The following is a 22,449-nucleotide window of genomic DNA, read 5'->3' as shown; positions in this document are numbered from 1 at the left end:
AACCATAGCGACGAAGCGGCCTGCCTTCACATGCGCCACCGGGCCAGCGCGCATGATCACAACCTCTAGCGGCGCACCTGCTGCACAGGTCATGTCTCGATGCCGCTACAGCGGAAGGCTTCTGCGTTCTCCCTCTGGTGGCAGTCGATCACGCAGCCAGCCGCAACATTGCAACAGTCTCCGGTCGATCCAGCGCCGCAAGGCGCGGCCCTGTTCGGCGACGAACAGATGCAAGCGCTGGGACAGGCGCTGGCGCAAGCCCATGTGCTGCATACCGGGCCCACGCGCGAGCTGCTGCTGGCGCAGCTAAAATCCAACCAGCGCTCGCTTGGCAGCACCGCTGCACGATTGAGCGAGATGGCGGCCGATGGCGTGCAATTGCACCCGGCCGGCGAATGGTTGCTGGACAATTATTATCTGGTCGAAGAACAGATGCGCCTGGCGCGCCAGCATCTTCCGCCCGGTTACAGCCGGCAATTGCCGCGTCTGCGCACGCCCACCTCGGTGGGCCTGCCGCGCGTGTATGAGCTGGGCTTGCAGGTGGTGGCGCATGGCGACGGGCGCGTGGATGTCATCACGCTGAGCCGTTTCATCGCCGCCTACCAGCAGGTGGTGCCACTCAAGCTCGGCGAGCTGTGGGCGATTCCGATCATGTTGCGGCTGGCGCTGATCGACAACCTGCGCCGCATTGCCGACGACATCATGCACGATGGACGCGACAGCAGCCTGGCGGCGCATTGGGCGGCATTGCTCAACACCACTGCCGCCACCCAGCCCAAGGATGTGGTGGTGGTGGTGGCCGACCTGGCACGCTCGCAGCCGCCGGCCACCGGTGCATTCGTGGCCGAGCTGACGCGTGGCATCCAGGGCCGCGGGCCGGTGTTGTCGATGGCCAGCGCCTGGGTGGAGCAATGGCTGGCAAGCGAGGGCCACAGTGTGGAAGCGCTGGTGCACGCCGAAAGCCAGCGCCAGGCAGCCGAGCAGGTGTCGATCAGCAACAGCATCGGTAGCCTGCGGTTCCTGGACGAGATGGATTGGCGCGACTTCGTCGAGGCCATGAGCGTGGTCGAGCAGAGCCTTCGCAAGGATCCGGCCGACGTCTACGCACGCATGGATTTCCATACCCGCGATAGCTACCGGCATGTGGTGGAACAGCTGGCGCAGCGCCTGGAGCGCGACGAGCCGGCCGTGGCCGAGGCGGTGCTGCAGCTGGCCGCGCACGCCGATGCCGCCACGCCGGTGGCCAGCCACGTGGGCTATTACCTGGTGGATGCGGGATTGCCGCGGCTGCGTGCCGCGCTGCGCGACCCAGCCGCGTCAGGCACGCCGGCGCCACTGCGCCCACGTGCGCGTCGCGTTGCGCTACCGGTCTACCTGTTGCCTATCGCAGCGGTCGCGTTGCTATGGACCGGCGTGCTGCTGCAGGGCGTGAGTGCAGCGCCGCCAATGCTGCGGTGGATCACCGCCGGCATCGCGCTGCTGGCCGCCAGCGAGCTGGGCATTGCGCTGGTCAACTGGGTGGCAACGCTGTGGGTGCGCCCGCGTCCGTTGCCACGCATGGACCTGCGCGCCGGCATTACGCCCGACTGCCGCACGCTGGTGGTGATGCCGAGCATGCTGGCCAACCACGAGGCCATCGACGAGCTGGTCGGCGCGCTGGAGGTGCACTACCTGGCCAACCGCGACGCGCAGCTGTACTTCGCGCTGCTCACCGATTTCCTCGATGCGGGGCAGGCAGTGCTGCCCACAGACATGGCGCTGGTGGCGCATGCGGCGCAGCACATCGACCGGCTCAACGCGGCCTATGCCGATGCGCACGGCGATCGCTTCTTCCTGCTGCACCGCGCACGCCAGTGGAACGCTGGCGAGGGCTGCTGGATGGGCGCAGAGCGCAAGCGCGGCAAGCTGGAGGCGCTCAACCGCCTGCTGTGCGCCGACGACGCGCGGCTGCAGGCAGCCAGCGAATTCCTGCAGGTGCAGGGCGATGTGGCCGCGCTGGTGCAGGTGCGCTATGTGATCACGCTCGACAGCGACACCCACCTGCCGCGGGATGCGGCACGCGCGCTGGTCGGGGCGATGTCGCATCCGTTGAATGTGCCGCGCATGGATGCGTCCGGGCAGATCGTCGAGGCCGGTTACGGCATTCTGCAGCCCGGCCTGGGCACCGGCATGAGCGAGGGCGGCGAATCGCGGTTTGCGCGCATGTTCGGCATCGAGCCGGGCATCGACCCGTACACCCGCGTGGTGTCGGACGTGTATCAGGATCTGTTCGGCGAAGGCTCCTTCATCGGCAAGGGCATCTATGCGGTGGCCACCTTCGAGCAGGTGCTGGCCGGCCGCTTCCCCGACAACCGTGTGCTCAGCCATGACCTGCTGGAAGGCTGCTACGTGCGCGCCGGCTTGCTCAGCGACGTGCGGTTGTACGAACGGCATCCGCAACGCTATGCCACCGATGCCAAGCGGCGCGCACGCTGGGTGCGTGGCGACTGGCAGTTGTTGCCATGGCTGTTGCCGTGGGTGCCCGACCGTGGCGGTCGACGCGCGCGTAATCCGCTGTCGTGGTTGTCGCGCGGCAAGTTGCTGGACAACCTGCGCCGCAGCCTGGTGGCACCGGCCGCCTTGGGCTTGTTGGTGATCGGCTGGCTGGTCTCGCCCACCCCGTTGCGCTGGACGCTGTGGCTGCTGGTGCTGTGGTTGCTGCCGGGGCTGTGTTCGGCGCTGTATGCGCTGGCGCATCCGCCCGAGGGCCTGGGACTGCGCCATCACGCGCGCCAGGTCGGGATGGGGCTGCGTCAGCACCTGCTGCGCACCGGCGTGGTGCTGGCCTGCCTGCCATTCGAAGCGGGGCTGCAGCTGTCGGCAATCGCCCGCACGCTGGTGCGGATGGCGATCACCCGGCGCCACCTGTTGCAGTGGGCGCCCTCCAGCGAAGTGGAGCGCAGCGCGCGCAGCGGCAATGCCGAGCAACAGCTGATGGCCGGCGCCGCCTGCAGTGCGGCCTTGGTGATCGCCGCGGTGGCCTGGTGGTCGCCGCTGGCCCTGTGGGCGGCATTGCCGCTGGGGCTGGCGTGGATGGGCGCGCCCTGGTTGATGGCCTGGCTGGGCGAGCAGCCCGCCGCGCCGGTGGCACAGCTGTCGCAGGAGCAGCGCGCCTTCCTGGGTGGATTGTCGCGGCAAACCTGGGCGTTCTTCGAGAGCCATTGCACGGCGCAGCATCATTGGCTGCCGCCGGACAACGTGCAGGAATATCCGGTCACGGTGGTGGCCAACCGCACCTCGCCGACCAATATCGGCCTGGGCCTGCTGGCCAATCTGGCCGCCTACGATCTGGGCTACCTGACGGTGGCCGGCGCGATGACCCGCGTGGCCGATACCCTGGCCACGCTGGAAACGTTGCCGCGCTACCGCGGCCATTTCTACAACTGGTACGACACCGAAACGCTGGTGCCGTTGTTGCCGCGCTACGTCTCCACCGTGGACAGCGGCAACCTGGTCGGGCATCTGTTGACGCTGCGGCAAGGGCTGCTGGCGCTGGTGGATGCACCGGCGGTGTCGATGGCCGTATTCGATGGCCTGGCCGACATCCTGGGCCTGCTGGCATCGCCAGCACGCACACGCAGCGACGCCGCCACCGAGGCGCTGGACGCAATGGCGCAGAGCGCGCAGCGCATCCGCAGCCAGCCCGCGCCGAACCTGCACCAGGCCGAGCAGGCGCTGGCCCTGCTGCTGGCGCAGAGCCACACGCTCCTGGCGCTGATGCCGGGCAGCGACGACGACGAGCCGTGGCCGCAACGCTTGATCGACAGCTGTGCGGCCGCCCTGGCCGAGGTGGTCCATTGTGCAGGCACGCCTGCCGATACCGATGCGCACGCAACGCAGACGCCTGGCGCCGCCGTCGCCACGCTGCGCCAACTCGCCGCCGGCCACCACACACCTGGCGTACAGACCTGGGCCGCCGCACGCGTGCAGGAGCTGCAACGGCTTGCGCATATCGCCGGGCAACTGGCGCAGATGGACTACGACTTCCTCTACACCCCCGCCCAGCAGTTGCTCTCGATCGGCTACAACGTCGACGACCACCGCCTGGACAGCGGGCATTACGATCTGCTCGCCTCCGAGGCACGCTTAGGGATCTTCGTGGCCATTGCCCAGGGCAAGCTGCCGCAGGACAGCTGGTTCGCACTCGGGCGCACGCTCACCGACACCGGCGCCGAACCGACGCTGCTGTCGTGGAGCGGCTCGATGTTCGAGTACCTGATGCCCGATCTGGTGATGCCCAGCTACCCGCAGACGCTGCTGAGCCGCTCGATGCGTGGCGCGGTGCAGGCGCAGATCCGCTACGGCGCCGCGCGCGCGGTGCCGTGGGGCGTGTCCGAATCTGGCTACAACACGGTCGATACGCGGCGCAATTACCAGTACCGCGCCTTTGGCGTGCCCGGCCTGGGGCTCAAGCGCGGCCTGGGCCAGGACCTGGTGATCGCCCCGTATGCCAGCGCCATGGCACTGATGGTCGAACCGGATGCGGCCTGCCGCAACCTGCAGCAGCTGCAGGCGCTGGGATTTGGCGGGCGCTTCGGCTTGTACGAGGCGATCGACTACACCCCGTCGCGGGTGCCGCGTGGCGAACACCACGCGCTGGTGCGCTCGTTCATGTCGCATCACCAGGGCATGGCGCTGCTGGCGCTGGACCACGTGTTGCGCGATGCGCCGATGCAGCGGCGCTTTGTCGCCGACCCGCAGTTCCAGGCCACGCTATTGCTGTTGCAGGAGCGCGCACCGCGCGCAGGCGTCTACGTCAAAGGCCTGGCCGACGCGGCGCAACGCCCGGTGGCCGCCGAGGCGGGCATGGCCTTGCGCATCCATCGCGACCCCAGCCTGGCCCAGCCGGCGCTGCAGTTGCTGTCCAACGGGCGCTACCACGGCATGCTGACCTCGGCCGGCGGTGGCTACAGCCGCGCGCGCGACATGGCGGTGACGCGCTGGCGCGAGGACGGCACCCGCGATCACTGGGGCACGTTCTGCTACCTGCGCGATGTGGACAGCGGCGTGGTGTGGTCGGCCGCGCACCAGCCCACCTGCGTGCCGGTGGAGCGCTACGAGGCGATCTTTTCCGAGGCCAAGGCCGAGTTCAAGGGCAGCCACCAGCGCTACGACAGCCATCTGGAAATCGCCATTTCCGCCGAGGACGACGTGGAACTGCGCCGGCTGCGCATCCGCAACCGCTCGCGGCAGACGCGGGTGATCGAAATCACCACCTACGCCGAAGTGGTGCTGGCACCGGCGCAGGCCGACGAGGCGCATCCGGCCTTCAGCAACCTGTTCGTGCAGACCGAGATCCTGGCCGACAAACAGGCGCTGCTGTGCACGCGACGCCCGCGCGGGCATGACGAAGCGCAGCCGTGGATGCTGCACCTGGTGGCCGTGCACGATGCCGATGTGGCGTCGATCTCCTACGAGACCGACCGCGCCGCGTTTGTCGGGCGCGGGCGCAGCACCCGCGATCCGCTGGCGCTGCACGGTCAGGCCAGCCTGTCCGGCGCAGCCGGCTCGGTGCTGGACCCGATCGTGGCGATCCGCTGCCGTATTTCGCTGGCACCGGACCAACAGGCGCAGGTGGACATGGTCTACGGCGTCGGCACACAGCGCGCGGCCTGCACCGCGTTGATCGACAAGTACCGCGACCGCCGTCTGGCCGATCGCGTATTCGACCTGGCACTGACCCAGAGCCAGGTCACCCGCAGGCAGATCAATGCCTCGCTGGACGACGCGATGCGCTACGAGCGGCTGGCCGCGCGCGTGCTGTTCGTCGACCCGCAACTGCGCGCCGACACCGAGGTGCTGCTGCACAACCACCGCGGCCAGTCGGCGTTGTGGAGTCACGCCATCTCCGGCGACCTGCCGATCGTGCTGTTGCGCATCACCGACCCGGACAATCTGGAATTGGTGCGCCAGCTGGTGCAGGCGCACGCGTACTGGCGCCTGAAAGGCCTGCGCGCGGATCTGGTGATCTGGAACGAAAGCCAGTCCGGCTATCGGCAGTCGCTGCAGGACGCCATCCTGGGCCTGATCGCCGCCGACCCCGAGGCCAATGTGCTCGACCGCCCCGGCGGCATCTTCGTGCGCGCCATCGAACACATCTCGCAGGAAGACCGCGTGCTGCTGCAGACCGTGGCGCGCGCGATCCTCAGCGATGCCAACGGCAGCCTGGACGCGCAGCTGCAACGCCACCCCAACGCACGCGCGCTGCCGCCGGCGCTGGAACCCATCCAGCAACTGGACAGCGCCGATTATCCAAGCAGCACGCACGCCGCCTACCTGGACACCACCCTGCAGGCCGCCGCCGAAGAAGCGGTGGCGTTCGACAACGGCCTGGGCGCGTTCGCTGCCGACGGCCGCGAATACCGCATCACCCTGGACCCGGGCACGGCCACGCCGGCGCCCTGGTGCAACGTGATGGCCAATGCGCACTTCGGCACGGTGGTCAGCGACAGCAGCCCTGGTTACAGCTGGGCCGAGAACGCGCACGAATTCCGGCTCACGCCGTGGCACAACGACCCGGTCGGCGATGCCTCCAGCGAGGCGTTCTACCTGCGCGACGAAGACACCGGCCAGGTCTGGTCGCCGATGGCGCTGCCGTGTCGCGGCAACGCGCGCTACACGGTGCGCCACGGGTTCGGTTACAGCGTCTACAGCCATATCGAACACGGCATCGGCAGCGAGCTATGGGTGTTCGTCGATGTGGAACGGCCGATCAAGTTCAGCCATCTGCGGCTGAAGAATCTGTCCGGGCGCCCGCGCCGGCTCAGCGTGACCGGCTATGTGGAATGGGTGCTGGGCGACATCCGCACACGCTCGCAGCTGCATGTGGTCAGCGAGGTGGACCTGGGCAGCAGCGTGCTGACCGCGCGCAACCCGTACAACACCGAGTTCGACGGGCGGGTGGCATTCTTCGATGCCGATGCGCCCAGCCGCAGCATCACCGCAGACCGCAGCGAATTCATCGGGCGCAATGGCAGCCTGGCCGCGCCCGCCGCACTCGGCCGGCAACGCCTGTCCGGGCGCGTGGGTGCCGGCCTGGACCCGTGCGCGGCGATCCAGATTCCGGTGACGCTGGCGGCCGAGCAGAGCTTCGAAACGGTGTTTCGCCTGGGCGCGGCGGTGGATCGCGACACCGCGCTGGCACTGGCACGCCAGAGCCGCGGCGTCGCTGCCGCGCAAGCCGCCTTGCTGGCGATACGCGCGCACTGGCAGCAGGTGCTGGGCAGCGTGCAGGTGCGCACGCCCGACCCGGCGGTGGACCTGCTGGCCAACGGCTGGCTGCTCTACCAGACCATCGCCTGCCGGTTCCTGGCACGCAGCGGCTACTACCAGTCCGGTGGCGCCTACGGGTTCCGCGACCAGCTGCAGGACAGCATGGCGATGGTGCACGCGCAGCCGGCGCTGGCCCGCGCGCATCTGCTGCGCTGTGCTGCGCATCAGTTTGCGCAGGGCGATGTGCAGCATTGGTGGCACCCGCCGCAGGACCGCGGCGTGCGCACGCAGTGCTCGGACGATTTTCTGTGGTTGCCGCAGGCGCTGTGCCGCTATCTGGAGGTCACCGCAGATGCCAGCGTGCTGGACGAGCGGGTGAGCTTCATCGACGGGCGCGCCCTCAAGCCCGACGAAGAATCGTATTACGACCTGCCGCAGATCACCGGCAACGTGCAGTCGCTGTACGCGCACTGCGTGCTCGCCCTGCAGCGCGGCATGGCACGGCTGGGCGAGCGCGGCCTGCCGCTGATCGGCAGCGGCGACTGGAACGACGGCATGAACCGGGTCGGCAAGGACGGTAAGGGCGAAAGCGTGTGGCTGGGCTTTTTCCTCTACGACGCCTTGCTGCGCTTTTCCGCCGTGGCCGCACAGCGCGACGATGCGGCGTTCGCGGCAACCTGCCGCACGCAGGCACAGGCCTTGCGCACCGCGCTGGAACAGCACGCCTGGGACGGGCAGTGGTACCGGCGGGCCTGGTTCGACGACGGCACGCCGCTGGGTTCGAGCGATTCGGACGAATGCCGCATCGATTCGCTGTCGCAGAGCTGGGCGGTGCTGTCCGGGGCGATGGATCCGGCACGCAGTGCGCAAGCGATGGAGGCGATGCACCAGCAGCTGGTGGATGCCGACGCCGGCATCGTCAAGCTGCTGGTGCCCCCGTTCGACCGCACCGGGCACGACCCCGGCTATATCCGTGGTTACGTCCCCGGCGTGCGCGAGAACGGTGGCCAGTACACGCATGCGGCGGTGTGGGCGACGATGGCCTTTGCCCACCGCGGCGACAGCGCGCGCGCCTGGCAACTGGCCGGCCTGATCAACCCGATCCACCACGCCCGCGACGCGGCCGGCATGCAACGCTACAAGGCCGAGCCCTATGTGCTAGCCGCCGATGTCTACGCGGTGGCACCGCACGCCGGCCGCGGCGGCTGGAGCTGGTATACCGGCGCGGCCGGCTGGATGTACCGGCTGCTGACCGAATCGCTGCTCGGCCTGCAGCGCCACGGCGAGCGCATGCACATCGTGCCGTGCATCCCGGCCGGCTGGCCGGGCTACCAGCTGCGCTATCGCTTCGGCAGCAGCACCTATGTCATCGACGTCACCCAACGCCCGGGCATCAAGGCGCGGCTGGAGATCGACGGCGTGACACAGGCCGAGCTGGCTTTCACCCTGGTTGACGACGGCGCGGTTCACGCTGTGGCACTGGACTGGCCGGCGGACGCGACATGAGCACACGCAGACATACCCATACCAGCCATCAACTCGCCGACCTGGGCAAGATGCTGTCGGTCTGGCCGCAGCGGGTGCGCGACCCCAGCCAGTTCTGGCCGCAATTCGATGCCTTGGCCAAAGGCATTCTCGACGAGGCGGACCAGGCGGACCTGCAGCGGGTGCAGCGCCGCCTGCGGCAGCTGCTGCACCGCCATGGCCTGACGCGCACGTAATAAGCGCGCCGGCAATCTCCACGGCGGCGGCTCGGTGGCGGCATCCATGCCGCCACACGGTCCCGCAACCGGCAAGGACACCGCACCAGACAGTTGGTCGGCGCTCATCTGAAAGCTGTCTCTCGTGCGGTGTGCATCAGACGTGGAGCCGATGCTTCACGATTGAACAAGGCGCACCCAGCACTGCTCTTAGCTTTGCGTATCGACCATCTCGACGGGTCCTTGCCCGCTCACCGTCGCGGGACCTTACGCGGCATGGATGCCGCGTAAGAGCCTACATGGACGTACTTGCGGCGTGTCCTGCGATGGTGGGCGGGGAAGGGCCCTGGAGCCACAGCTGCCGCATACAGCACTCGATGCCGTCATGATCGACTGCGCGCAGCCAGCACGCTTAGACTCCGCGTTTGCACCTACCAAGGCCGCTGGTGATCGATCTCAATGACATTGCGCTGTACGTGCAGGTGGTGCGCAGCGGCAGTTTTGCCGAGGCCGCGCGCCGCCTGGGCACCGCGCCCAACAGCGTCAGCCGGCGCGTGCAGCAGCTGGAAGCGCAGCTGGACACGCGCCTGATGCAACGCTCCACCCGCAAGCTCACCCTGACCGATGCCGGGCAGGCCTTTTACGAACGTTGCGCCGACGCGGTGGACGGGCTGACCTCTGCCGGGCAGAGCCTGGTGGCAGGTGGCGAGGAAGCGGCCGGCCTGGTGCGGGTGGCGGCGCCGGCGGATTTCCTGGATTTCTTCCGCGTTGAATGGGTGGGCGAATTTCTCGCCGCGCATCCGCGCGTGCGCCTGGAATTCGTGCTCAGCGACGCCAAGGCCGACCTGATCGCCGAGCGCATCGATGTGGCCTTCCGGGGCGGTGTGGTGACGGACCTGGGCTATGTCGGCCGCCAGATCCTGGCCGACACCAACGATGTGCTGGTGGCCAGCCCCGGCTACCTGCAGGCACGCGGCAGGCCGCTGCGGCTGGATGAATTGCCGCGGCACGACTGCCTCAGTTTCCCGCATCCGAGCGGGTACGCCACCTGGACCCTGGTCGGCCCGTCCGGGCTTGCCGAAGACGTCCAGGTGCAGGCGCGCATGGCTGCCACCACCGCGCGCGCGTTGCGGCTTGCGGCGGTGGCCGGGCTCGGCATCGCGTTGTTGCCGCAGGCGCTCACCTGGCCCGATATCCACGAAGGTCGCCTGACCGTGGTGTTGCCGGATTTTCAACGCAAGGGCCAGAGCCTGTACGCGCTGTATCCAAGCCGGCACCATCTGCCGCGCGCGGTGTCGGCGTTTATCCAGGCCGTGACGACGCGATTGAATGCGGCTGAATGCAAAGAGGTGACTGGCTTGGCGAACAGCGTCGCCATGCCGGGCGTGCGGTGAGCGTGGCGATGCGGAGTGCGGCGGTTTCAACGCCTTGATTCGATCCAGTCTTCGCACCGAGCATGCGCGCGAAATGTGGTCCATCCAGCGGCACGCTGTCCGCTCGATGCAGTGTCGGCACGTGTGAAAGATCGGCACCGTGCAAACGGATGACATGATCGCCAGCGCGGGCGATGCCCCCCGGCACGCATCGCCCGCCACATCACTCAGGCAGCAAGCCCATCGATCTGCTGCTGGGCGCTGGCAATCCCCGCCTGGCGGGCGTCTGCGCCAGTGGCCAGGCCTTCGGCCACGATGACCTCGGGGGCGTGCACGCCGACAAAGCCCAGCGCGGTGCGCATGTAGCTCTCTGCATGCTCCAGCGATGCCATCGGCGAGCCGGCGCCATAGAAGCCGCCACGCGCCACCAGCAGGATCACGCGCTTGTTGCCGGCCAGCCCTTCGGGCACGCCCTGCGCGTTGTAGCGGAAGGTCTTGCCGGCCACCAGCACCCGATCGATCCAGGCCTTGAGCTGGGTCGGGATGGTGAAGTTGTACAGCGCCACGCCGATCACCACGGTGTCGGCGTCCAGGAACTCCTGCAGCACCGCCGCACTGGTGGCAAGTTCAGCGGCCAGTGCCGGGCTCTGGTCGCCGGTGGGATTCTGCTGGGCCGCCAGATGCGCGCCGGACAGATGCGCCAGCGGCTCGGCGGCCAGATCGCGGTAGGTCACTGCGATATCGCTGTTGCCGGACTGCAACCTTGCGACGGTGGCCGCCGAGAGCTGACGGCTGGCCGAGTAAGCGCCGAGGATGCTGGAATCGAGATGGAGCAGTTTCATGTCGGGTACCTTTGGAAACGTGTGGGAGGTGAGGGGTCCGGCGACGCGTGGCGCAGGCGCACACGCATCGACGTGGTGGAGCTTGCAATTGAGATGAGCTGCCGAAGACGCGCCGGTTGGGAAGCGTCGGCAGTGCGTTGGTGTGGCTGGCAACCGGCGCGCTGTGCGCCGGCCACACGGCATGCATGGCCGGCCGCTGGCGTCGGGCTCAGACCAGGCGGCCGCGCGCGCGCAACTGCTCGCCGATGCGGCGGATTTCCGCCTCACCCTGCGCCAGCGTGGCCTCGCTGGTGTGCACCGAGTAGTGGCCCATCACCAGCTCGTGTGGATGCTTGACCGCCGAGCCCAGCACGAAGGAGGTCGCCCCCACCGCCGCCACCTCGATGGCCTGCTCGGCATCCTTGAACACCGCCATCTGGCCGCTGCCGATGGTCTCGGCCGCTTCCAGCTGGCCGCCGTGCACCGCGATCCAGGCCACCGTGTGACCGGCCGGCGGCACATAGCGCCAGGTCTCGCCGCCGCGCAGCTGCACGCCCAGGTAGGTCATGTCGGCCGGCGCCGGGATCCTGCTTTCCAGCGCGCCGTAGCGACCCAGCAGCACCCGCACCGGGCCGGCCACCGGCACATCGTCGGGCGACAGATACAGCATTTTCTTCGCTGGCGGGTAAGGCGACCCACAGCTGGAAGCCCTTAACCGTGGCCTGGCCGGCCAGCCCGCCGTCGTGCCAGACGCCGTTGCCGGCACGCATCCACTCCACCCCGCCGGTCGGCAGGATGCCCTGTTCGCCGGTGGAATCTTCGTAGCCCAGCTGGCCACTCATCAGGTAGGTGAGCGTGGCAATGCCCGAATGCGGGTGCATCCCATCGGCGCACCGCCGATCGACGGCTCGACGGTGAACAGGTCCAGGAACACGAACGGCTTGACCAGCTGGCCCAGGTCGCCCGGGCTCATCAGCCGGGTGATCGGGCCGCGGGTGCTGCCGCGGGTGCGGAACACCACCGGGCGCGGCGCGCCCAGCACGCTGGGCGTGTGCTGCGGCTGAGCGGTGTCGGCGGTCGCCAGTTGTGCGTGCATGCCAGATCTCCTTGCGGCGGTGGTGGGGCGCGCGGCCCCGTGAGGCACACAGTAAAGATCCGCCGATTGATGGACTAGCCGGAAGATGTGGAGTGGAGTCGTCCAGAAATCGTAGTAATCGCAGGCGGGCACTGCGGGTCACGCATGCAGCGCCCTGGGCAGCGGCAGGCATGGTGCGTCTGGCCGCGCCTGCGGCGCAGTCTTCATGCCACGCCAACAACGGGTTCTTCACGCTTGCCATATTCTTCCGCTGGAGACCCCCGATGATCCGCACCCTCGCCCCGCTCGCTACCGTGTTGTTGCTCTCGGCCTGTGCCTCCAACCAGGTTGCGCAGGTGCAGCCCATCGACGGGGCCGTCTCAGGCCAGTGCCATATCGACAAGGTGCGCGGCGCTGTCGGCCTGGCCGCAGCGGCGCAGACCATCGAACGGGCGCGCGTGGACAGCGACAGCCTGCAGGTCAGCGTGCGCCGCGGCGAACGCGCCACCGGCGGTACCACTGCCAGCGGCCTGGCCGACCCGGCCCAGGGCGCCAGCGAAAGCGGCGGCGATCACCTCACCGTCGAGACCGGCCCGAACAACAACATCACCGCGATCTACTGCGGCTGAGACTGGCCCCGGCATCGTGGCCGCCCCACCTCGGGCGGCCACGCGTAGCGCGCAGGCACCACGTTGCCTGCAACTGCCGGACCACGCCCAGGCCCCACGCTGGCGAACCGGCCAACCGCACCGCTGGGCGCTATCCCATGGGCTGACGGAACTGGCGTTGGTCCCAGCCGCCGGTGCGGCAGGCGGCAGCATGTCGCCAATCGTCGCCACGATGCTGATCACGCTTTAGTGGATCAGCAACATGTTCGATGCGGCGGCCGGATGCAGGCATCTGCCTTGGTCGGCGCCATGACAGCTCCCCAGGGATCGGCGCTCAGCGCGATCGCGCTGCCGGCCGTGGCGGCTGATCTCGCCCGGCCTGCAGTCCATTGCCAACACCGCACGCCGGATGACGACGCCAGACCATCGTGCGATGGCACGCGTCAATTGGACAGTGCGTGCAAATCGCCTGGATGCGCTCGTGCCTGCACACCCGAGCATGACCTGCCAGTTGTTCGGCATGGTGCGCAGCGGCGCGCCATCGCCGCTGCTGTCGGTGCGCAGCATCTGCATGATTGACGCGCTGTGCCCACCGCGCAGTTTGGCTGTCGCCCGACTGTGCGATGCAGGCGTTCGTGCAAGCGCGGCGCACTGCACCAGGCCATCGCCTGCAGCGACGATCGCACAGACACCTGCTCTTTGATGACGTCATCAGTGCAGTGCCAACGTGGCCTTGCCACGGCGCCAATGCTGATAAGAACCTGAACTCTCGTGGCCGATTCGCAGTCAGGACAGACGGCGGACAGCGTCTTGCTTTAGCCTTGTTTTTCGCACGATCGCGCATTTGCATCGATGTGCGCAGCTACGGTTTGAACGAACTCTTTCAATGTTGTGAGGATAGATGGCTCGTTCGTATATGACGTCGTTTTTTCGCGAATGGCTCACCGCACCCTGCTCCGTTGCCGCGATACTCCCCTCCGGACGCGCACTCGCCTCCGTCATCACATCCGAGTTGTCGGAACAGACCGGCCGCGTTCTCGAACTCGGGCCGGGCACCGGCGTGTTCACTCAGGCAATGATCGACAAGGGCGTGCGGGAAAAGAACCTCATCCTGCTCGAATACAACGCCACCTTCTCCGCGTTGCTCAGGCAGCGCTTTCCACACGCACGCTTGCTGCAGATGGATGTTGCCGATCTCGAATCGGTACCCCGCATCGATGGAGCCTGCGTCGATGCCGTGGTCTGCGGCCTTGGCTTGTTGAACATGCCGGCGCATCAGGTGGCCGCGATCCTGCGTGGCGCCTTCCTGCAGTTGAAGCCCGGCGGCCGGCTGTACCTGTTTACCTACGGATTCAAGTGCTCGGTTCCGGCGCAGATACTCGACGCGCTGGATCTGGAGGCCGTCAGGATCGGGCGCACCTACCGTAACGTGCCGCCTGCGACGACCTACCGCATCCAGCATCGCGCCTGTCGGCGATAGCCTCAGGCCGATGCTGCACGGCGCGGGCGCGCCCCGGCCGCCTTGCGCGGTTTGCTGCTGGTCTTGCCTGGCTTGCTGCGCGAGTCGGTCAGAAAGCGCAGCGTGGCCGCTTCCCACTGGCGCTCGCCGCGCACGCCGGTGGCCATGGCCTGCAAGTGGCCGGCACGCCAGCCTTCGAACACGCATGGGTCGATGTAGGCCTTGCGACACACCGAGGGCGTGTTGCCCAGCGCGTTGGCCACTTCGCGGATGACATCGTTCTGCACCTGGGTCAGCGCGCGTTCGCTCATGCGCTCGGGCAGTGGCAGGCGTGCCAGCCGTTGCAGCGCGGCCAGCGTGCCGCCCCAGGTGCGGAAATCCTTGGCGGTGAAATCCTCGCCCATCGCTTCGCGCAGGTAGTCGTTGACCTCGCCCGAATCCACCGGCTGCAGCTGGCCGTCGTCATCGCGGTACTGGAACAGCGATTGCCCCGGCAATTGCTGGCATTCGCGGATCAGTTTGACCAGCTGCTTGTCGTCCACTTCGATATCGTGATCCTGACCGCTCTTGCCGCGGAACTTCAGCCGCGCACGTCCGCCGCGCAGGAATTCCATATGCCGGTTGCGCAAGGTGGTCAGCCCGTAGGAACGATTGCTGCGCGCATATTCGGCATTGCCTACGCGCACCAGGGTGTCGGCCAGCAACGCCACCACGATCGCCAGCACCTTCTCGCGCGGAAAGCCCGGCAGGACCAGATCGCGGCGCAGCCGGCGGCGTAGCTTGGGCAACGCCTGGCCGAAGGCGATCACCCGTTCGAACTTGCCTTCGCCACGCACCTGCGCCCAATCGGCGTGGTAGCGGTACTGCTTGCGCCGGCGCGCATCGCGCCCGGTGGCTTGCAGATGGCCGTTGGGCTTGGCGCAGATCCACACCTCGGTATACGCCGGCGGAATGGCCAGGGCGCGGATGCGCTGCAAGGTCTCCGCATCGGCCACGTGTTGCCCGTCTGCGCTGCGGTAACTGAAGCTCTTGCCGGCCTTGCGGCGGCTGATGCCGGGCTGCTGATCGTTGACGTAGGTGAGCCCGGCCGCGCGCGCGGTGGCCTTGGCCTGCGCGACCGCGGCCACGCTCGCCACCGCGGCCGTGGCGGCCACCGCGCCGGCGGCAACGGAGGCCAGCTTGCCGGCCGCACTGGCGGTGGCTGCGGCATTGCGAAGAACACGTTTGGCTTTCATTGCGCACGGATCGAAGGACAGGCGCCGATTGTTGGGCCGGGCGGGACTAGGCCGCGTCAACGCTGCGACAACGCCATGTGGGCAAGCGATGCCCGCGGGCGGGTTTTCTGCTTATGCTTGGGCTTCCCCTCACTGTGCTGGAGTTATCGATGCGCGCTGTCCTGCCTACCGCCCGCCTGGCTTGTACCTTGGTCGTGCTGGCGGCATTGAGTGCCTGCGGCTCGCCGCAACCGGACGAGCAGGAAGCCGTCTCCGCCAAGGCGCAGCAAGCCGCCGAACAAGCCGCCGCACCGGCACCGGCCGCCGCGCCCGAGGCGCCGCCGATCGGCAGCTGCGATGCCACCCAGGTGCAGTCGCTGGTGGGCCAGGCGCTGACCGACGCGGTGAGCGAACAGGCCCGCACCGATGCCGGCGCCAAATCGGTGCGCGTGCTCAAACCCGGCCAGATGACCACGATGGAGTTCAACGGCGAGCGGCTCAACCTGGAAGTGGATGCCAAGAACGTGATCGCCTCGGTGCGTTGCGGCTGAGCGCCACCTGGCGCCTGTTGGCGAACAGGCGCCGAGCCAGCTGGCACAAGGCCTCGCGGCCGCCCTCGTTGCAGCTGTAACGGTGTATTGCGGCACCGCATCAACTGTGGTCTAGTCGATCATCCGGTGACCTCTTCGAAACGCTCCACGGATCGAGCGCTGCAACGTCGTCGCCGCTCTCCCAGATCGCAAAGAGGCAGACATGGCCCCCCGCACTCGCCAAGGGCTCAACGACTACGGTCTCTACAACAGCGCGCGCGATGAGCGCGACGCCTGTGGTTTTGGCATGGTCGCCCAGTTGGACGACCAACCATCCCGCTCGCTGGTGGACACCGCGATTGCGGCACTCTCGCGCATGACCCACCGCGGCGGCGTGGCGGCCGACGGGCTCACCGGCGATGGCTGCGGTCTGCTGATCCGCAAACCCGATGCGTTCCTGCGCGGGCTGGCGCGCGACGCCGGCATCACCGTGGGCACGCGCTACGCGGCCGGCGTGGTGTTCCTGCCGCTGGACGAGGGCGATGCGGCACGCTGCCGTACCGAACTGGAAACCCAGCTGCACGCCGCCGACGTGCAGTTCCGCGGCTGGCGCGTGGTACCCACCGACGACAGCGTGTGCGGCCAGCTGGCGCGCGACACCTTGCCGCGCATCGAGCAGGTCTTCGTCGATGCCGGTGCCGACCAGAGCGAGGACAGCTTCACCCTGGCGCTGTTTCTGGCGCGCCGCCGCGCCGAGCAGGTGCTGCGTGAGGTGGCGGACTTCTATGTCACCACCCTGTCGCCCAACGGCATCAGCTACAAGGGCATGGTGCTGCCGGACAAGCTGAGCACGTTCTACCCGGACCTGCAGCGCAGCGACCTGTCCTCCAGCGCAATCGTCTTCCACCAGCGCTTTTCCACCAATACGCTGCCGCGCTGGCCGCTGGCGCATCCGTTCCGCCTGCTCGCCCACAACGGCGAGATCAACACCATCGAAGGCAACCGCCGCTGGGCGCAGGCGCGCAGCAAGGTGTGGCAGACCCCGCGCTTCGATATCGCGCAGTTCGACCCGGTGATCTCCATGCACGGCTCCGATTCGCAGAGCCTGGACAACATGCTGGAGCTGCTGATCGCCGGTGGCATGGACCTGCTGCAGGCGCTGCGCATCCTGGTGCCGCCGGCGACCCAGTCGCTGGAGTTCAAGGACGCCGACCTGGCTGCGTTCTATGAGTTCTACGGCCTCAACACCGAGCCGTGGGATGGCCCGGCCGGCATCGTCGCCTGCGACGGCCGCTATGCCGCCTGCATGCTCGACCGCAACGGGCTGCGCCCGGCGCGCTGGATGCTGACCTCCGACCGCCATTTCCTGGTGGCCTCCGAGGCCGGCGTGTGGGAACTGCCGGCCGAGCGCATCACCCGCAAGGGCAAGCTGGGCCCGGGCGAGATGATGGCGATCGACCTCAAGCGCGGCGATCTGCTCGATTCGGACGCCATCGACCGCATCAACCGTGCGCGCGCGCCCTACAAGCAATGGCTGCAGCAGGGCGTGACCTACCTGCAGACCGAACTGATCGACCCCTCGCTGGTGGAAGAACCCTTCAGCGAGCAGACCCTGCGCAGCTACCACAAGCTGTTCCAGCTCAGCACCGAGGAAGTGGAGCAGATCCTGCGCCCGCTGGCCGAGACCGAGCAGGAAGCCACCGGCTCGATGGGCGACGACACCCCGATGGCGGTGCTCAGCCGCCAGACCCGGCCGCTGTACGACTACTTCCGCCAGGCCTTCGCGCAGGTCACCAACCCGCCGATCGACCCGCTGCGCGAAGGCATCGCGATGTCGCTCACCACCCAGCTCGGCAAGGAAACCAACATCTTCCATGCCGGCGCGGAGACGGTGAACCACGTCATCCTCAACTCGCCGGTGCTCAGCCAGCGCAAGCTGCGCCAGCTGCTGAAGATGGAGCAGTACGTCGAGCGCAACCGCCTGATCGACCTGTCCTACAGCGTGGAGGAAGGCCTCAAGGCCGGCCTGGAACGCATCTGCCAGGAAGTGGAAGCGGCCGCGCGCGCCGGCGCCGTCATGCTGCTGCTGTCGGACCGCTACCCGGTGCCGGACCGGCCGATGGCGCATGCGCTGCTGGCCACCGGCGCGGTGCATCACCACCTGTGCAGGGTGGGCCTGCGCTGCGACGTCAACCTGATCATCGAGACCGGCACCGCGCGCGATGCGCACCACATGGCCTGCCTGCTCGGCTTCGGCGCCACCGCGGTGTATCCGTACCTGGCCTACCAGACGCTGTTCGACCTGGGCCGGCGCGGCATCCTGCAGCTGAGCAAGGGCGGCGAGCAGTCGCAGATCGGCCGCCGCTACCGCAAGGGCATCTACAAGGGGCTGTCCAAGATCATCTCCAAGATGGGCATCTGCACCATCGCCAGCTACCGCGGCGCGCAGTTGTTCGAGATCGTCGGGCTGGACCCGGACGTGGTGGAGCTGTGCTTTGCCGAAACGCCCGCCCGCATCGGCGGCGTGGGCCTGGCGCGGCTGGACACCGAGGCGCGCGAGCTCACCGCACGCGCCTGGAACGACCAGCTCAAGCCGGAAGTGGGCGGCCTGCTCAAGTACGTGCACGGCGGCGAGTACCACATGTACAACCCGGACGTGGTCATGACGCTGCAGCGCGCCACCCGCACCGGCGATGCCGGCGACTGGCAGAAGTACGTCGACGCGGTGCATGCGCGCCCGGCCTCCACGCTGCGCGACCTAGTCCAGCTCAAGCGTGCCGCGACCCCGACCCCGCTGGACGAGGTCGCCCCCGCGGCCGATGTGCTGCGCCGCTTCGACACCGCCGCGATCAGCCTGGGCGCGCTGTCGCCCGAGGCGCACGAAGCACTGGCCATTGCGATGAACCGCCTGGGCGGGCGCAGCAATTCCGGCGAAGGCGGCGAAGACCCGGCCCGCTACGGCACCGAGAAGCGCTCCAAGATCAAGCAGGTGGCCTCGGGCCGTTTCGGCGTGACCCCGGAATACCTGGTCAACGCCGAAGTGCTGCAGATCAAGGTCGCCCAGGGCGCCAAGCCCGGCGAAGGCGGCCAGCTGCCCGGCCACAAGGTCAACGAGCTGATCGCGCGGCTGCGCTACGCCAAGCCTGGCATCGGCCTGATCAGCCCACCGCCGCACCACGACATCTATTCGATCGAGGATCTGGCCCAGCTGATCTACGACCTCAAGCAGGTCAACCCGACCGCGCTGGTGTCGGTGAAGCTGGTGGCGCATGCCGGCGTCGGCACCATTGCCGCCGGCGTGGTCAAGGCCGGCGCCGACCTGATCACCGTGTCCGGCCATGACGGCGGCACCGGGGCCAGCCCGGTCAGCTCGATCCGCTATGCCGGCGTGCCATGGGAACTGGGCGTGGCCGAGTCGCACCAGGCGCTGGTGGCCAACGACCTGCGCGAGCGCACCATCCTGCAGACCGACGGCGGCCTGAAGACCGGCCTGGACGTGGTCAAGGCCGCGCTGCTCGGCGCCGACAGCTTCGGCTTCGGCACCGCGCCGATGATCGTGCTGGGCTGCAAGTACCTGCGCATCTGCCACCTCAACAACTGCGCCACCGGCGTGGCAACCCAGGACGAGCGCCTGCGCGCGAACTACTTCACCGGCCTGCCCGAGCGCGTGGAGCATTTCTTCCGCCTGCTGGCCGAGGAAGTGCGTCAGTGGCTGTCCTACCTGGGCGTGCGGTCGCTGGACGACATCGTCGGCCGCACCGACCTGCTCGAACAGCTGGAGGTCTCGCCACGTGCCGGGGTCAAGGTCGATCTGTCGCGCCTGCTCACCCATGCGCGCTACGACGGCAGCCATTGCGCGGCCCAGCGCCTGTACGAATCGCCCGACAGCCTGGCCACGCAGATGGATGGCCTGCTGGCCGATGCGATCGCCAACAAGACCGGCGGCGACCATCGCTTCCTGATCCACAACACCGACCGCTCGATCGGCGCACGCCTGTCCGGCGCCATCGCGCGCGTGCACGGCAACCACGGCATGAGCGATGCGCCGTTGAACCTGCGCTTCCGCGGCACCGCCGGGCAGAGCTTTGGCGCATTCAACGCCGGTGGCCTGCAGCTGGAGCTGGAAGGCGAGGCCAACGACTATGTCGGCAAGGGCATGGCCGGCGGCCGGCTGGTGGTGCGTCCGCCGCGCGGTGCGCGCTTCGAGGCGCGCAGCACGCCGATCGTGGGCAACACCTGCCTGTACGGCGCCACCGGCGGCGAGCTGTTCGCGGCCGGCCGCGCCGGCGAGCGCTTTGCGGTGCGCAACTCCGGCGCGCTGGCGGTGGTGGAAGGCGCAGGCGACCACTGCTGCGAATACATGACCGACGGCGTGGTGCTGGTGCTGGGCAAGGTCGGCCTGAACTTCGGCGCCGGCTTCACCGGCGGGCTGGCCTATGTGCTGGATATCGAACGCGACTTCGTGGACCGCTACAACCACGAGCTGATCGACATCCACCGCGTCTCCGCCGAGGGCTTCGAGAACCATCGCCAGCACCTGCACACCCTGATCAGCCGCCACCGCGAGCTGACCGGCAGCATCTGGGCGCAGCAGATCCTGGACGAGTTCCGCGACTACATCGGCAAGTTCTGGCTGGTCAAACCCAAGGCCGCCAGCATCGAGTCGCTGACTGAGTCGCTGCGGCGCGCCGCCTAGTCGTGCTCCCCTCTCCCGCTCGCGGGAGAGGGGTCGGGGGTGAGGGCCGGTGGCCCGCAACCCTCATCCGCCCCTTCGGGGCACCTTCTCCCGCACGCGGGAGAAGGGAATCAGCCACGGATTTCTTTTATGAGCCGCAAGCAAGCCTTCCAATTCCTCGACCTGCCCCGGACCATGCCCACGCGCATTCCGGTGGAGCTGCGTACCTCCGGTGACTGGGGCGAGTTGTACGGCAAGTTCGACAAGGCCGACGCGCAGTACCAGTCCGGCCGTTGCCTGGACTGCGGCAACCCGTATTGCAGCTGGAAATGCCCGGTGCACAACGCGATTCCGCAGTGGCTGCAGCTGGTGCAGGAAAACCGCATCGAAGAAGCCGCCGCGCTGTGCCATTCCACCAATCCGCTGCCGGAAGTGTGCGGGCGGGTGTGTCCGCAGGATCGCCTGTGCGAAGGCAGCTGCACGCTGGAGGAATTCGGCGCGGTCACCATCGGCGCGGTGGAAAAATACATCGTCGATACCGCGTTCAAGATGGGCTGGCGCCCGGACCTGGGCAATGTGCAGCCGAGCGGCTGGCGGGTGGCGGTGATCGGCGCCGGCCCGGCCGGCCTGTCCTGCGCGGACCGCTTGGTGCGTGCCGGGATCGAGGCGGTGGTCTACGACCGCTACGAGCAGATCGGCGGGCTGCTGCAGTTCGGCATTCCCAGTTTCAAGCTGGACAAGTCGGTGATCGGCAAGCGCCGCGAGATTCTCGAAGGCATGGGCGTGCAGTTCCGCCTGGGCGTGGAAGTGGGCCGCGACATCAGCATCGAGCAGTTGCTGGGCGAATACGACGCGGTGTTCCTGGGCACCGGCGCCTACCGCTACACCGATGGCGGGCTGCCCGGGCAGGACCTGAAGAATGTGCTGCCGGCGTTGCCGTTCCTGGTGCAGAACAGCCGCATCGTCAGCGGCAACGACCCGCACGGCCGGCCGATCGCCGGTTGGGAAGACCAGATGGCGCTGCCCGATCTCAACGGCAAGCGGGTGGTGGTGCTGGGCGGCGGCGACACCGGCATGGACTGCGTGCGCAGCGCGATCCGCCTGGGCGCGGCCAAGGTCACCTGCGCGTACCGCCGCGACGAGGCCAGCATGCCGGGCTCGGCGCGCGAGGTCGCCAACGCGCGCGAGGAAGGCGTGCGTTTCCTGTTCAACCGTCAGCCGCTGTCGATCGAATCCGGCGCCGACGACGAGGCCATCGGCGTCACCGTGGTGGAGACCAGGCTCGGCGACCCCGATGCCAGCGGGCGGCGCAATGCGGTGCCGGTGGAAGGCAGCGAATCGCTGCTGGAAGCGGACGTGGTGATCATCGCATTCGGCTTCTCGCCGACCCTGCCCGACTGGCTGGCCTCGCAGGGCGTGGAAGCCGGCAGCAACGGCCGCATCGTCGCACCGGCCGACGACAACGGCCGCCTGCCCTACCAAACCAGCAACCCGCGCCTGTTCGCCGGTGGCGACTGCGTGCGTGGCGCCGACCTGGTGGTCACCGCCGTGGCCGAAGGCCGCGACGCGGCCGGCAGCATCGTGCAGCTGCTGGGCGTCAAGGCGCAGGTCAAGGAACCCGCCGCCGCCTGAGTGTGACCAGCGCGTGGGCTCGGTGCCCAGCGCTGGCTGTCGCGTCGCCTGCAGGCAAGCCGCATGCGGCCTGCGCGGCAAGACTGGATGACGCTGCGCGCTGCAGCGTAT

General features: G+C 68.3%; 13 protein-coding genes and 1 pseudogene. 8 read left to right on the top strand and 6 right to left on the bottom strand.

Annotated features, from left to right (window positions below; all coding sequences use genetic code 11):
- Positions 1 to 99: 99 nt before the first annotated feature.
- The 3 genes from H7A86_RS00215 to H7A86_RS00205 all read left to right on the top strand — a co-directional run bounded on the left by H7A86_RS00215 (position 100) and on the right by H7A86_RS00205 (position 10,345).
- The gene (locus H7A86_RS00215; RefSeq protein WP_119130030.1) at positions 100 to 8,757 is read left to right on the top strand and encodes a glycoside hydrolase family 94 protein; all 8,658 of its coding nucleotides are present in this window, start codon (positions 100 to 102) and stop codon (positions 8,755 to 8,757) included.
- On the top strand, positions 8,754 to 8,972 hold the full coding sequence (locus H7A86_RS00210) for a hypothetical protein (protein ID WP_119130029.1): 219 nt from the start codon (positions 8,754 to 8,756) through the stop codon (positions 8,970 to 8,972). Before H7A86_RS00215 ends, H7A86_RS00210 begins: the two co-directional genes overlap by 4 nt.
- Before the next feature lie 425 nt (positions 8,973 to 9,397).
- Complete coding sequence (locus H7A86_RS00205) at positions 9,398 to 10,345, top strand: LysR family transcriptional regulator (protein WP_104650095.1); 948 nt, start codon at positions 9,398 to 9,400, stop codon at positions 10,343 to 10,345.
- Positions 10,346 to 10,551: 206 nt separating this feature from the next.
- On the opposite strand, the gene H7A86_RS00200 is transcribed toward H7A86_RS00205, so the two are convergent.
- From H7A86_RS00200 to H7A86_RS20820, 4 genes and pseudogenes are all read right to left on the bottom strand, one after another.
- Positions 10,552 to 11,166 (bottom strand): FMN-dependent NADH-azoreductase, encoded by a 615-nt coding sequence (locus tag H7A86_RS00200; RefSeq protein ID WP_119130028.1) that lies wholly within the window; start codon positions 11,164 to 11,166, stop codon positions 10,552 to 10,554.
- Positions 11,167 to 11,374: 208 nt separating this feature from the next.
- Positions 11,375 to 11,815, bottom strand: a complete 441-nt coding sequence (locus H7A86_RS20830) for a hypothetical protein (RefSeq protein WP_232099152.1) — start codon at positions 11,813 to 11,815, stop codon at positions 11,375 to 11,377.
- A gap of 82 nt (positions 11,816 to 11,897) precedes the next feature.
- Positions 11,898 to 11,987 (bottom strand): annotated as a pseudogene (locus tag H7A86_RS20825) (pirin family protein); the annotation flags it as partial.
- The gene (locus H7A86_RS20820) at positions 11,987 to 12,241 is read right to left on the bottom strand and encodes a hypothetical protein (protein WP_232099150.1); all 255 of its coding nucleotides are present in this window, start codon (positions 12,239 to 12,241) and stop codon (positions 11,987 to 11,989) included. The pseudogene H7A86_RS20825 and the gene H7A86_RS20820, both read right to left, overlap by 1 nt.
- A 263-nt stretch (positions 12,242 to 12,504) precedes the next feature.
- On the opposite strand from H7A86_RS20820, the gene H7A86_RS00190 reads away from it, so the two are divergent.
- Positions 12,505 to 12,849 (top strand): hypothetical protein, encoded by a 345-nt coding sequence (locus H7A86_RS00190; protein ID WP_119130027.1) that lies wholly within the window; start codon positions 12,505 to 12,507, stop codon positions 12,847 to 12,849.
- A 225-nt stretch (positions 12,850 to 13,074) separates the two neighbouring features.
- Here the strand turns inward: H7A86_RS00190 and H7A86_RS00185 are convergent, their stop codons facing one another.
- Positions 13,075 to 13,395, bottom strand: coding sequence for a hypothetical protein (locus tag H7A86_RS00185; RefSeq protein WP_119130026.1), 321 nt, complete (start codon positions 13,393 to 13,395; stop codon positions 13,075 to 13,077).
- A gap of 349 nt (positions 13,396 to 13,744) precedes the next feature.
- Here H7A86_RS00185 and H7A86_RS00180 point away from each other — a divergent pair, with 349 nt between their 5' ends.
- Positions 13,745 to 14,308 carry a class I SAM-dependent methyltransferase gene (locus H7A86_RS00180; RefSeq protein WP_232099144.1) on the top strand — a complete coding sequence of 188 codons (564 nt, stop codon included), beginning with the start codon at positions 13,745 to 13,747 and terminating at the stop codon, positions 14,306 to 14,308.
- A 2-nt stretch (positions 14,309 to 14,310) separates the two neighbouring features.
- Here H7A86_RS00180 and H7A86_RS00175 read toward each other — a convergent pair whose 3' ends face one another.
- Entirely contained in the window at positions 14,311 to 15,612 is a 1,302-nt protein-coding gene (locus H7A86_RS00175) for a DNA topoisomerase IB (RefSeq protein WP_232099351.1), read from the bottom strand.
- A gap of 59 nt (positions 15,613 to 15,671) precedes the next feature.
- Here H7A86_RS00175 and H7A86_RS00170 point away from each other — a divergent pair, with 59 nt between their 5' ends.
- The 3 genes from H7A86_RS00170 to H7A86_RS00160 all read left to right on the top strand — a co-directional run bounded on the left by H7A86_RS00170 (position 15,672) and on the right by H7A86_RS00160 (position 22,338).
- Entirely contained in the window at positions 15,672 to 16,052 is a 381-nt protein-coding gene (locus H7A86_RS00170) for an I78 family peptidase inhibitor (protein WP_104586236.1), read from the top strand.
- A gap of 202 nt (positions 16,053 to 16,254) precedes the next feature.
- Positions 16,255 to 20,727, top strand: a complete 4,473-nt coding sequence (gltB, locus tag H7A86_RS00165) for a glutamate synthase large subunit (protein ID WP_119130024.1) — start codon at positions 16,255 to 16,257, stop codon at positions 20,725 to 20,727.
- A gap of 129 nt (positions 20,728 to 20,856) precedes the next feature.
- On the top strand, positions 20,857 to 22,338 hold the full coding sequence (locus H7A86_RS00160; RefSeq protein WP_115675515.1) for an FAD-dependent oxidoreductase: 1,482 nt from the start codon (positions 20,857 to 20,859) through the stop codon (positions 22,336 to 22,338).
- Positions 22,339 to 22,449 lie beyond the last annotated feature (111 nt).

It is taken from the genome of Xanthomonas euroxanthea (assembly GCF_903989455.1).
Taxonomy (GTDB): Bacteria; Pseudomonadota; Gammaproteobacteria; order Xanthomonadales; family Xanthomonadaceae; genus Xanthomonas; species Xanthomonas euroxanthea.
The sequence above is the reverse complement of the archived record's forward strand: the minus strand, read 5'-3'. Positions and strand labels throughout refer to the sequence as shown.